At 61.6% G+C, this 12,722-nt stretch carries 8 protein-coding genes, 1 tRNA gene and 2 pseudogenes; 4 read left to right on the forward strand and 7 right to left on the reverse strand.

The genetic code is table 11. The features are described 5' to 3' along the window. Positions 1-15 precede the first annotated feature (15 nt). The 3 genes from CMG77_RS05740 (at position 16) to CMG77_RS05750 (ending at position 2,273) form a co-directional block, all read left to right on the forward strand. Positions 16-1,023, forward strand: a complete 1,008-nt coding sequence (locus CMG77_RS05740) for an NAD-dependent epimerase (RefSeq protein WP_286804208.1) — start codon at positions 16-18, stop codon at positions 1,021-1,023. Between the two features lie 129 nt (positions 1,024-1,152). Next, complete coding sequence (locus CMG77_RS05745) at positions 1,153-2,064, forward strand: XrtA system polysaccharide deacetylase (protein WP_286804207.1); 912 nt, start codon at positions 1,153-1,155, stop codon at positions 2,062-2,064. Between the two features lie 132 nt (positions 2,065-2,196). After that, a tRNA-Arg gene (locus CMG77_RS05750) sits at positions 2,197-2,273 on the forward strand. A 328-nt stretch (positions 2,274-2,601) separates the two neighbouring features. Here CMG77_RS05750 and CMG77_RS05755 read toward each other — a convergent pair. The 3 genes from CMG77_RS05755 to CMG77_RS05765 form a co-directional block, all read right to left on the reverse strand. Continuing rightward, positions 2,602-5,016 carry an acyl-CoA dehydrogenase gene (locus CMG77_RS05755; RefSeq protein ID WP_286903747.1) on the reverse strand — a complete coding sequence of 805 codons (2,415 nt, stop codon included), beginning with the start codon at positions 5,014-5,016 and terminating at the stop codon, positions 2,602-2,604. 111 nt (positions 5,017-5,127) lie between these two features. Then, positions 5,128-6,501 (reverse strand): ABC transporter permease, encoded by a 1,374-nt coding sequence (locus CMG77_RS05760; RefSeq protein ID WP_286875586.1) that lies wholly within the window; start codon positions 6,499-6,501, stop codon positions 5,128-5,130. A gap of 1 nt (position 6,502) precedes the next feature. Further along, positions 6,503-7,240 carry an ABC transporter ATP-binding protein gene (locus CMG77_RS05765; RefSeq protein WP_286804203.1) on the reverse strand — a complete coding sequence of 246 codons (738 nt, stop codon included), beginning with the start codon at positions 7,238-7,240 and terminating at the stop codon, positions 6,503-6,505. Between the two features lie 33 nt (positions 7,241-7,273). Between CMG77_RS05765 and CMG77_RS05770 the strand changes: the two genes are divergently transcribed. Further along, positions 7,274-7,894, forward strand: coding sequence for a DUF3299 domain-containing protein (locus CMG77_RS05770; RefSeq protein WP_286804202.1), 621 nt, complete (start codon positions 7,274-7,276; stop codon positions 7,892-7,894). Between the two features lie 147 nt (positions 7,895-8,041). Here the strand turns inward: CMG77_RS05770 and CMG77_RS05775 are convergent, their stop codons facing one another. The 4 genes and pseudogenes from CMG77_RS05775 to CMG77_RS05785 form a co-directional block, all read right to left on the reverse strand. Then, a complete protein-coding gene (locus CMG77_RS05775) occupies positions 8,042-9,037 on the reverse strand; it encodes a CobW family GTP-binding protein (RefSeq protein WP_286903748.1) in 996 nt (331 codons plus the stop codon). Positions 9,038-9,121: 84 nt separating this feature from the next. Beyond that, positions 9,122-9,538: pseudogene (locus CMG77_RS15805) on the reverse strand (group I truncated hemoglobin). Continuing rightward, a pseudogene (locus tag CMG77_RS05780) lies at positions 9,538-10,398 on the reverse strand (DUF3034 family protein). Before CMG77_RS05780 ends, CMG77_RS15805 begins: the two co-directional pseudogenes overlap by 1 nt. After that, positions 10,395-12,716: a putative bifunctional diguanylate cyclase/phosphodiesterase gene (locus CMG77_RS05785; protein ID WP_286903749.1), complete on the reverse strand. Its 2,322-nt coding sequence runs from the start codon at positions 12,714-12,716 to the stop codon at positions 10,395-10,397. Before CMG77_RS05785 ends, CMG77_RS05780 begins: the two are co-directional and overlap by 4 nt. Positions 12,717-12,722: the final 6 nt, after the last annotated feature.

A 12,722-nucleotide genomic window follows, 5' to 3' on the forward strand; every position in this document is an offset into this window, starting at 1 on the left:
CAACGGGATTACGTTATGAAAGTACTGGTTACCGGCACCGCCGGCTTTATTGGCAACCATCTGGCCTTACGGCTGCTGGAGCGCGGCGACGAGGTGATTGGGGTGGATAACCTCAATGACTATTACGATGTGAACATCAAGAAAGCCCGCCTGGCGCGGGTTACCCCCCATAAGGGTTTTACCGATATCCGGGCGGATCTGCAGGACAAGACCGCTATTGATCAGGTGTTCAAGGATCACAAGCCCGACCGGGTGGTCAATCTGGCGGCCCAGGCGGGAGTTCGTTACTCTCTGGAGAACCCCCAAGCCTACATCGACAGTAACATTACCGGGTTCATCAATATCCTGGAGGCCTGTCGCCACTTCGGCACCGAGCACCTGGTGTATGCCTCCAGCAGCTCGGTCTACGGCGCCAATACGGCGATGCCCTTCTCGGTGCACAACAACGTGGACCACCCGGTGAGCCTTTACGCCGCCAGCAAAAAGTCCAACGAGCTGATGGCCCATACCTACAGCCACCTGTTCGGCATTCCCACCACCGGGCTGCGCTTCTTCACCGTGTACGGCCCGTGGGGACGCCCGGATATGGCGCTGTTCATTTTCACCCGCAAGATTCTGGCCGGCGAGCCGATCGACGTGTTCAATTACGGCCACCACCGTCGGGATTTCACCTACATTGACGATATCGTCGAGGGCGTAATCCGCACCCTGGACCATGTGGCGCCAGCCAACCCGGACTGGAGCGGTGATCAGCCGGACCCCGCCACGTCCAAGGCGCCCTACCGCCTGTACAATATCGGCAGTAACAGCCCGGTGGAGCTGCTGCGGTATATTGAGGTGCTGGAGGACTGCCTGGGCAAGAAGGCGGAGAAGAACCTGTTGCCGCTGCAGCTCGGGGATGTGCCGGATACCTACGCCGATGTGGACGCGCTGATTGAGGATGTGGATTACAAGCCCAGCACGCCGGTGGAGGTGGGTATTGAGAATTTTGTTCGCTGGTATCGGGATTATTACCGGGTTTAGTGTTTGGTGACGGCGGATGCGGCCGTTGGCCTTATCCGCCCTACACGACCTATGGAGGTAGGCGTAGGGCGGATAAGCGAAGCGCATCCGCCGTAACCCACGTTTTCCGCTTTGTTGATAAGGTGCTACATGGAACGATCAACCGTCACCCACGCCATGACCGTCGACGTCGAAGACTACTACCAGGTCGCGGCCTTCTTTGATGTGGTCAAACCCGAGGACTGGGAGCACTGGCCGTCGCGGGTTGAAGCCAATACCGATCGGCTCCTCCAGCTGTTCGACGAGGCAGGTATCAAGATCACCTTTTTCATTCTCGGCTGGGTGGCCGAACGGCACCCGGAGCTGGTCAAGCGGATTCACGCCCAGGGCCATGAAATCGCCTCCCACGGCTACAGTCATAGGCTGATTTACACCCAGACTCCCGAACTGTTCCGGGAGGAAACTACCCGCTCCAAGCGTATTCTGGAGGACCTGTCCGGTCAGCCGGTGACCGGCTATCGGGCGGCGAGCTATTCCATCACCCGTCAATCGCTCTGGGCGCTGGATATCCTGGCAGAGCTGGGCTTCACCTGGGATTCCAGTATTTTTCCGACCCGGCATGATAACTACGGTATCCCAGGCAGTCCGGAGGAGCCCTACCGCATTATTACCTCCAGCGGTGCCGAATTGACCGAGTTTCCGCTGACCACCGCCAAAGTGCTGGGTCAGGCGGTACCCGCGGCCGGTGGGGGTTATTTCCGCCAATATCCCTATGCCCTATCCCGCTGGCTGTTCCGCAAGGCCAGCAACGGCGGCCAAAAGCCGCAGATCTTTTACCTCCACCCCTGGGAGATCGACCCGGAGCAACCCCGGATCCCCAACGCCCGCTGGTTCTCGCGGTTTCGTCACTACACCAACCTGCATCGCTGCCTGCCGCGACTGGAGCGGATGCTGACGGACTTTCCGTTCGGGACCATGAGTGAGAGTCTGGGAACGGTGAAGCTGGCCAAGACGCTGGATTTACGGGATCTGGAAGGCGAAAAAGCGCCAACCACGGCCTGATGGATAGACGAACGCCGCCGGCTTATGTAAAATCCGCCCCTCTTCGGGTGTTGGGCCGTGCCGAAAGAGGGCAACGGCGGATGCGCTAGCGCTTATCCGCCCTACGCAGACCACGCCCTAAGCTGAAAGTACGCACCTGTAGCTCAGTTGGATAGAGTAGCGGTTTCCGAAGCCGTTGGTCGCAGGTTCAAATCCTGCCAGGTGCGCCATATTTAAGAGGCCCGAGCTAGCGCTCGGGCTTTTTTTTAGGCACTGGCGGATTGCCGGTCACCGGGCATAACCCGGTGCCGTTCGGCTCGGGCGCAAAGCAGTGCTTTGCAAACGCCCGGCCTCACCCTGCCAGGTGCGCCATATTAGAGAAGCCCGAGCTAGCGCTCGGGCTTTTTTGTTTTGGGGAACGTCATTTACGGCGGATGCGGGCTTCGCCCTTATCCGCCCTACGCAAACCTTGCGAGCCTCCCCGTAGGGCGGATCGGTCCGATGCATCGGAGCGAAGCGCATCCGCCGCATGTAATCCACGAAACCTGCTTCGAGTTCCTAAAGCTTATCGAACGCGTCGGTGAGCAGGCAATCGTAGCGTTTTGCATCGTACTCTTTGAGCCGGGCGATATCCTCGTTGCGGATCAGGCCTTTCGTGGCGGCGTCCTCCAGGCGCTCATCCAGAGTTTCCCCGGTCAGCTCCCCTTTCGCCTGGGCGCGAACAAAGGTGCTCCAGGTGGGCTCCAGTGAGAGCAACATCTGGTAGGTGGTTTCCACCCGGCCAATGGGGTCGTCGGCCTTATCGTTTTCGTACACAAACGGGCGGAAGGCTTTGCGCACCGGGTTGTCTTCCAGGATCAAGCCGCCGAGCGTGCGGATGGCGTTGTCGTCGGGCTTGGTGAGCACCCGGCCGAGGGGGAATACCATCCACTTGAGGGCGCAGGCCATGGTGCGCTTCGGGAAGTTGCGATAGAAATCGTACAGCGCTTCCTGAGCGGTGTAGAGGGCGTGACGCAGTGCGTACTCCGCGTGCGCATCTTCCTCATCAGTGCGGGCATGGGCGGAGTGGAACTTCAGAATGGCACAGGCGATAAACAGCTGGCTGTGCACATCACCCAGTCGGGCAGACAGCAGCTCGCGGCGCTTCAGGTCGCCACCGAGAATGCCCAGAGCCATATCCGAGGTGACCGCGAGGCCGGCACTCAACAGATTGATGCGCTGGTACCAGCGGCGACTGAACTCGTTGGCGTTTTCCGGCACCCCGCTGAATCGGGCGCGGGTAATGCCAAACAGTTTGACCCGCAACAGGTTGCTGAACAGGTGCCCCATGTGCCGGATAAAAAGCTTGTCGAAATCTTTCAGCCCCTGCTCCTGATCCGGAGCCTGAATGGCCTGAAGCTCATCGAACAGGTAAGGGTGACAGCGCATGGCGCCCTGGCCGAAGATCATCAGCGAGCGGGTCAGAATGTTTGCCCCCTCCACGGTGATGGCCACCGGCACACTCTGATAGGGCAACGCCAGGAAGTTGCGCGGGCCGTGCTGGATGGCGCGACCACCCACGACGTCCATGCTGTGATTGACCACCCGGCGCATCATTTCGGTGGCATGGTACTTGGCCATGGCGGTCATCACCGAGGGCGAACCGGTTTCCAGCCCTTTGGTGACCATCTGGCGGAAGGCTTCCATGGTGTAGGCGCAACTGGCAATGTCCGCCGTCGCTTCCTGCACCCCTTCAAACTTGCCCACTTCGGTATTGAACTGGCGACGGATGCGGGCGTAGGCCCCCACCGTGCGATAGAGCATTTCCCCGCTGGCGGTGGCCAGCGCCGGCAGCGAGATGCCGCGCCCGGCACCGAGACACTCAATCAGCATCCGCCAACCCTTGCCGGCCATGGGCGCACCACCAATGATCCAGTCCACGGGAATGAACACGTCCTGACCCTTGATCGGGCCGTTCATAAAGGGCGAGCCGGGATGGTGGCGTTTGCCGATTTCCACACCCGGATGGTTGGCGGGTAACAGGGCACAGGTAATGCCGTAGTCGGATTTGCTGGAGTCACCCAGCAGGCCGTCTGGGTCGTGCAGTTTGAACGCCAGGCCCACCACGGTGGCCACCGGCGCAAGGGTGATCCAGCGCTTGCTGAAAGTCAGCTTGAGACCCAGCACTTCCTGGCCTTCAAACTCGCCTTTGCAGACGATCCCCACATCAGGAATGGAGCCGGCATCGGAGCCCGCTTCCGGCCCGGTCAGGCCAAAGCAGGGGATTTCGGTCCCGTTGGCCAGCCCGGGGAGCCAGCGCTGTTTCTGTTCGTCGGTGCCGTATTTCATCAACAGCTCACCGGGGCCCAGAGAGTTGGGCACCATGGCGGTCACGGCGGTGGTGCCGGAGCGGCTGGCGATCTTGCTCATGATCCGGCTCTGGGCGTAGGGCCCAAAGTCTCTACCACCAAACTCCTTGGGGATGATCAGGCCCAGGAAGCCCTTGTCTTTCAGGAACTGCCAGGCCTCTTCGGGCAGATCCTTCCGATGATGGTGGATGTCGAACTCATCGAGCATGGCGCAGAGCTCTTCCACTTCATTATCGAGGAAGCTTTGCTCTTCCTGGGTCAGTTGGGGCAAACCGATCTGCGCGAATTCGTGCCAGTCGGGCCGGCCGCTGAACAGGTCTTTTTCCCACCAGGTGGTGCCCGCCTCCAGCGCTTCACGCTCGGTGGTGCTCATGCTCGGCATGGCTTTGCCCAGCACCTGGAACACCGGCTTGGACAACACGGGGCGGCGCAGAGCCGGAACGTTGAGAATCAGGAGAACCGCCGCCAGTGGTACCACCAGCCACAGAGACCAGAAGGCCGGAGTCAGATACCCCAACAGATACCAGGTCAGGGCCACCGCAGCGGAGCCCAACGGCAGCGGAATGCGCCGGTAGATGACCACACCGATAACCACCAACAGCACTACAATGGACAGCAAAACCATAACCTTCTCCCTTATTCTCCAACGTCGGGCTCGAACTCCGGCCCACACAGTCCTAACAATAGCGTAATTTGCGATCCCCTTGGGGACAATTTTGTACCTGGCCGGGCGGGCTTACTGGCGGGGGTTCAACCCCGCCGCCAGGGCGCGCCGATAAGCGGCCAGCGCCGGCACCAGCCCCATCACCAGGGCCAGCCCCAGTATGCCCAGCATTAGATACGCGGTCTGTGCGCTCATCGGATTAATCGCGATAAACAAGCCGAACTCACTGGCCAGCCAGGGCTGGGCGATCGCCAATCCCGCCATCAACAACAGGGTTCCAAGCACCAGACTGAGCAGAGTGATCAGAGCAACCTCCAGCTCGATCAGCAGCACCAGCGTCAGGCCGCTGGCACCGACCGTGCGCAGTATCGCCAGCTCCCTTCGTCGCTCCCCCATGGACGCCAGCAGCATGGTCATCATCCCCGCCAGCGTCGCCAGCAACACCAGGAAGCTGATCAGATACAGCAGGTTCTCCGCCACCGCCAGCAGTTGCCAGAGCTCCGTCAGCGCCACGCCGGGGAGGATCGCGGTCATGGGTTCATTCCGGGTGGTGTTCAGTTCCCGCTGAAGGGCGAAGACCATGGGCCGGCTTTTCAGGCCCAGAAGCACCGCATTGATATTGCCCGGCGCCGGCTCAAGCGCCCCACCATGGCCGGCGCTGTGATGCTCATGATCACCGTGGTCGTGGTCGTGGTCGTGGTCGTGGTCGTGGTCGTGGTGATTCTGACCAGAATGACCGTCATCATGCGGCTCTTCATGGCTTTCAGCGCCATGGTCAGCGTGATTATGGTGGGCGTCGTGAACTTCACCCCCATGCAGGCTCTCCATGGCCAACAGCGTCATATGCACCCGCCGATCTGCGGGCGTACCGGTGGGTTCAAGAATGCCCACTACGGTCATGGGATGATCATCGTGGTGGGTGAAGCTCACCCCGGCACTGCCGTGGGCCACCACCAGCGAATCCCCTAGCCAGTAACCCAGCTCGCGGGCGGCCGCGGCGCCCAGGACCACTTGATCATCGCTGTGGGCGGCAAAAGGCCGGCCCTCGGCAAACACCAGAGGCTGGTCCTGGCCATAGCGGTAACGCTCAAAGTAGGACCAGTGAGTCGCAAACACCGGGAAGCCCTGGACCGCGTCGCCCAGAGCGATCGGCACCGCCCAGTCCACCATCGGGTGGTGCGCCAGGCGCTCAAACGCGTCCGGGCTCAAGCTGGTGCCGGGTTGCCCCATTTGAAACACCGAATAGAGCAGCAGGTTGGTCTGGCCTCCTCGTGGCCCCACAATCAGATCGGTACCGGAGAGGGTCTGCCGGAAGCTGTCCTTGGCCTGATGGCGCAAATGATCGATCCCCAGAAGCAGCGCGACACCGATACTCAGGGCCAATAGCGTCAATGCCACGGTGGTACGACGGTTCCAGAGACTGGCGCGGGCAATCTGAGTCAACATCTCAAAGCTCCTCCCCGATGGATACCCGGGACAGCTCGCGCAGATCCTGCTGGTGGTCGAACGCGGTCGCCAGGGAGCGATCGTGGCTGACAAATATCAGGGTGCTGCCGGTGTCGGCCACCTGGCGGAGCATCACCTCCATAAAGGCGTCCCGGTGGTCACTGTCCAGAGCCGAGCTGGGTTCGTCGGCAAGCAGAATCTCCGGACGGGTAATCAGGGCCCGAGCCACCGCCACCCGCTGCTGTTGTCCGACACTCAGGGTGCTGGCCGGCTGTTCCGCGATTTCCGGGGGTAAACCCAGGGCACAAAGCAGTTCCCGGGCGTGATTACGGACGTCCGATGGGGTCGCCGGGGTGCCGTCCTCCGGTGTGCGGCGGGCGAAATGCGCGGCCAGACACACATTGGCCAACACGGTCAGGTAGGGAATCAGGTTAAACTGTTGAAACACCACCCCGATGTGTCGGGCCCGGAACCGGTCCCGCTGGCGACCGCTGAGGGCGGCCATCGACTGCCCGAGCAGGGTTACCTCGCCCCGCTGTGGCAGGACAATGCCCGCCAGCAGGTTGAGCAGGCTGGTTTTTCCCGCGCCCGAGGGACCGTACAGAAACAGGCGCTCACCGGGCGCCAGACTGAAGTCCGGAATATCCAGTACGGGCGTGTTTTGTCCGGGCCAGGCAAATTGCACATCACGCAGGGCGATGGCCGGAGTCATTGGGGTGTTTTTGTGGTCAGTGTCCATAATCCTGAAAGCTGTTGTTGGAGTTGTTAGAAGATGCGTCGTCCCCGGTACCTGAGCGCGGCATTGATATTCGGTGTCCTATGGACTCTCAATTCGTTCGCGGATTCCCCGAAAACCATCGAGTGGACCGACTTGATGCCGGAGGAGGATCTGCGCCTGCTCGAAACCATGCCCACCGTCGATCACGGCGACCTGAGCGATGAGGAGCTGGCGGAAGACCCCGCCAACCAGTCGCTTCGCCCACAGGATCGGGATCTGGCCGGCGAGGTCGAAAATGCCATCGCCCAGGCCATGGGCGACACCGCCAGTGAGGGTGGCCGCACCTGGGAAGACGCTCTGGTGTCCACCAACACCCGCCCGGAATTCGACAACACCGAGATCCGCCTGCCTGGGTTTATCGTGCCGCTGGAGTTCGACGACGAGATGAACATCCGCGAGTTCTTTCTGGTGCCGTATTACGGCGCCTGCATTCATGTGCCGCCCCCACCGCCCAATCAGATCATTTTCGTGAGCTACCCGGAGGGTTTCCAGCTCGATGCACTGTACACGCCTTTTTGGGTGTCCGGGACCCTGAAGCTTGAGCGCACCGAGAATGATATGGCGCTGTCGGTGTATTCGATGGACGCGGCGGAGATTGTGGAGTACACCGAGTAGTTGGTGTGCGCGTTGAGCGTTTGGGTTACGGCGGGTGCGGGCGGCTTGGGTTACGGCGGATGCGGGCTTCGCCCTTATCCGCCCTACGCAACCCATGACAGGTCGCGTAGGGCGCGGTAAGCGAAGCGCACCCGCCGTTGCCCAAGCTTAAGCAGCCACAACCAATTCTAAGAGAATACGCTCAACGTCATCCGCATCNATCGGNTTATCATCAATCAACTCAATGCGGCTGTCCGGGGTTTCGTCCAGTTCGCTGACGCTGACCACGTCGTCCTGACCGTTGAAACTGAATATACCGTCCCCGGTAATCATCACCGCTTTGACCCGCGCAACGCTCAAGCCATTGAGCCAACTGAACAGGCGGTCATAGTCGAATTCCCAGTCCGGGGTGAACACCCAGCCTACGCTGAAGTGCCCTTGGCCCTGATTGACTCGCCGGGCCATGACTTCGCCGTCCGGTAAAAAGGCCAGGGTTTCCACTGGCGCGGTGGGCGCCTTCAGAGGGTTGTTCTGGTGAAGGTGCGGGTGGTGTAACGGCCGCCCCGAACGCGGGCAGTCCAACCAGGCGGGATCAATGGCGCCCTGACCCACCCGCTCGACCAAGGCCTTGGGCGGTGACGCCCCAGCCGCCAGTGCCTCCCATCGCGTCCAATCGGACTGCGCGCACAGATCCTGTTTGTTGGCGATCAGTACATCGGCGATGGCGATCTGATCCTGAAAGTGTTCGTTGTCGGTGTAGCGGCTGTCGGCCAGCTTACGCGGGTCCACCAGCGTCACCGTCGCCCGTACGTCCAGTACCTGCTGGTAAAAGGGGCCGGTCAGTGTCGACATGATCTGCGCCGGATGTCCCAGACCAGTGGGTTCTATCAACAGCCGGTCCGGGCGCTCCCGCCCTAACAGTTGATTGAGCGCCACGGTCATGGGCAGTCCCGCCACGCAGCAGATGCAACCGCCGGGCACNTCCCGCACNCNNGCGCCGCCGTCGCGNAGCAGGGCACCNTCAATNCCNACTTCNCCAAACTCATTGACCANCACCGCCCAGGTTTCCCCGGTCGGTTTGTGGCGCAACAGGTGCTGAATAGCGGTGGTTTTACCCACCCCCAGAAAGCCGGTGATGATATTGGTGGGCACGGCGGTGGTCATGGCGTGATCGCGCTCCTGCTCATTCGTGAAAATGTTACGTTATAACACTTNCTGGCCGGAGCGCAATCGCCGGTTCGGCCGCCGTCAGTGATAGACCACGTCTTCGTAGTCCTGGGCCAGGCGGGCCANCAGGCGGTTCTGGGTCGGCGTCGCCACNCCCTGCGCTTCCATNGCCTCGATCANCANCTCGACGATGGTATTGAANTCGGTNTCGGTGTACTGNTGGCCGGCGTGNACCACCCGCATGGANTCGCCGGTGTAGTCNCAGGGGCCNTCGGNGACGCTGCAGATNTAGGTTTCCANNCCNGTCTTGAAGCGATTGATATCCACGTTGTGAAAACGGTCCACCACCCGCTCNTCGTCGGCGATGCGCACGATCAGGTCNTANACAATGGCATCCACGCCTTCAGCGCCACCGAGGGCCTGGTAGAGNGTNCGGTCNCCGCCGGTTGAGGTGCAGGCGCTNAGGAAAANCACCAGCGCTAATAAAGACANTCGCATCAGAAACTCCCCTGNACGGACAGATACCAGCCNGTCTGGTCGGGAAAGCTGGCCACNTCACCNAGATCGACGTAGGCNCCCACNACCGNGANCTGNTTGTTGGGAAACCAGCCGACAAAGGCGGTCTGCCAGTCGTCTTCNCGGATNAANGANAGGTTGTCGGGCTTTTGCCGNTACTCGGCGCCNANCANCCAATGGCGGTTNANNAANACCCCGGCGGAGGCTTCGGCCAGCCACTCGGCGTCGTTNTTGCGGTCGCCGCCAAAGCCCACCAACCCCAGTTGGTTNGCCTTGCTGTGCCGGGCGGTGGCATTGAGCAGCAGGTTGCGACCGGCCAGNCCGCCGAGCAACAGTTTGGTCGCGCTCAGGTANACATCGGTGCCNGANTCATCNNGGGCNCCNGCNGCNGAGGGNACAAAAAAGTCCNGGTTNTNNTTGTGTTGNACNCCGAGNCTNACNTGGGGCCANNNNGTNTAAATCAGGTCNCCNNNNAGNCGNACNTTGGCNCCNANNACNCGCTGGCGNATNCTNGAGGGCNCNACCCCCANNCGNTCNGACAGNGGCTGGTGGCTCAGNCGNTGCTCGGCNAGNGANANCTCNANCCGNTTNCGCCAGCTCCAGCTCGCCCCNANNACCGANANCGANTANTCGCCGGTNCTGACGTNACTGGCNGTTANNGTNCCGCCCTGCTCTTCCCGNGTGCCNTANCCGGAGAGCACCGCCATGGGTACAATCCCGCCGCCGGCGGCTCCTTCCAGGGTGGTGGCGCCACCGGTGGCCAACAGCTGGCTACGCTGGCTGTCCGCGCCGGCGGTTCCGCACAGGGCGATCAGTAGCAGTACACAGTAGCGAACTCTCACGCGTTGACCTCCAGACGCTCGGCACCGGACAACCAGTCGAGGAAGTCCCGGTGAGGCAGCGGTTTGCTGTAATAAAAACCCTGAACCCGGTCGCAGCCCAAAGCTACCAGTAGCTTCTCGATCGCCTGGTTCTCCACCCCTTCGGCGGTGACGGTCAGGCCCAGGGTGTGACCAAGGTCGATGGTGGAGCGGACAATCAACTGGTCATCCTCACTCTGGTCCAGGTTGAGAATAAAGGATTTGTCGATTTTCAGCTCCGAGACCGGCAGCTTTTTCAACTGCGATAGGGAGGAATAGCCGGTGCCGAAGTCATCAATCGACAGGCTGATGCCCTGGGCCCGCAACCGCTCCAGGTTGTGCAGGCTCTTGTCGGCCTCGCGCATGATGGCACTCTCGGTAATTTCCAGACACAAGCGCTCGGGAGACAATTCGGTCTCGCTCAGCAGGCCGCCGACAATGTCGGGCAGGTCATCATCGAGCAGATCCAGTGCCGAGAGGTTGACCGACAGGTGCGCCGGCACCGACCAGTTGGCGGCCTGGGTGATGGCCCGGCGCAGTACCCAGCGGGTGAGCAGGCCAATCTGTCCGGTGCTTTCGGCCACCGCAACAAACTCCTCCGGGTTGATCATGCCCATCTCCGGGTGCCGCCAACGCACTAGGGCCTCGGCGCCCAGAGTGCCGCTGTCGTCCAGCCAGAGTTTGGGTTGGTAATAGACGTCCAACTGCGAGTCTTCCAACGCCTGGCGGAATTCACCAAACAGCGCCAACCGGCGCAGATGGGATTCGTCCCAGCCCGTTTCATATCGGGTAATGCGCTGTTGTTCCAGGCGGCCCTGATTGAGGGCCAGGTTGGCTCGGCGCAGGAGCGTCTCAGGCTGGTCACCATCGTCCGGATAGAGCACCACCCCGAGGTTGATGTCGACTCCCAGATGCAGGTCGTCCAACTGGATATTGTCGGCAAAGCCTTCCAGCAACGCCTCCGCCCGAGTCTGCACCTCGTCCTCGCCGACCTGCCAGAACATCAGGGCGAATTCATCGCTGCCCAGGCGTGCGACCCGATCGTCCGGGCCGGCCTGATCGAGCAGGCGCCGCCCCACTTCGGCCAATACCCGGTCGCCCATTTCCGGGCTCAGGGCATCGTTCACCCGGGTGAAGTTGTCAATATCCAGCACCATCAGGGTAAAGCGCTGTTCGGACCAGGTGGCTTTTTCTATCGCGGACTCCAGCTCCGGAAACAGCTGACTGCGATTGATCAGGCCGGTGAGCTGATCGTGCCGGGCCTGATACAGAATCTGTTGCTCGCGTTCGGCGATGGCGCTCTGCATCCGGGTGAATCCCTGGGCCAGCTCCCCGAGCTCATCCCGGGAGCGCACCGGCACCGGCGTGTCGTAGTAACCCCCCGCGATACGGCGGGCCACGTTGGCCAGCGCGCTCACCGGCTGGGTGACGCTGCGCGCAAGCAATACCGCCAGCAGCGCGGCAATGATGGAGAAGCCCAGGGCGATCCACAGCAGTTGGCCGTTGAGCCGGGCAAAGGGCGCCATGACCTGTTCCAGTGGTACCTGCAGCACCGCCGCCAAGGGCGTGGGTTGCTCCGCCACTGGCAGCATGAGGGTCATGTGTTGCTCGGTGGCAATGACCGTTTCGGTCGCCGGTGAGCTTTCACTCAACCAGCCCAGCAATGCCTGTCGCTGCGAGCCAGGCAGTGTGCCGCTCAGATAGCGGGCCCCGTCCTCCTCCAGGCTGACAAAGGAGATTTCCAGACCGGTCAGGCGCTTGAGGGTTTCCGTCAGCCGGTTGTCGATTTCAAAGCCCAGGCCCGCCACACCCAGGGGTAAGGGGGCGCGTACATCGGAGATGACAAACTGGTAAGGGCGGCCATCAATCATCAGTGAGCGCTGTTGGGTCCGAGCTTCCTGTACCTGGGTGTACCGCCGCAGATAGCTCCAACTGGCCTCGGATAAAGGCTGGGTGCTGGCCACCAGGTCGCCCTGCTGATCGGCTACCAGAGCGATATCGGCATTGATCCGGGCGGCGTGGTTCTCCAGGGCGGACACCAGGGTGGGGGCATCGGCCACCGCCACTGCCTCCTTGAAGCCGAAGTCGTCGGTGAGCACCTCCGCCGACAGGGACAACTGTTCCGCCCGGGCCTGGATCAACTCGGCGAACACTTCGCCACCACGCTGCAACTCGCGGCGGGCATTGTCGGTCACGGTGTCGCGTACCACCAGTCGGGTGGCGGTATAGGAGGACAGCTCGACCAGTAGGACCAGACCGAGCAGCAGTAACAGGACTTTGGCGAGGTAGCTAGTGCGCATCAGATC

Origin of the sequence: Marinimicrobium sp. (assembly GCF_002695945.1) — a bacterium.
Lineage (GTDB): Bacteria > Pseudomonadota > Gammaproteobacteria > Pseudomonadales > Cellvibrionaceae > Marinimicrobium > Marinimicrobium koreense.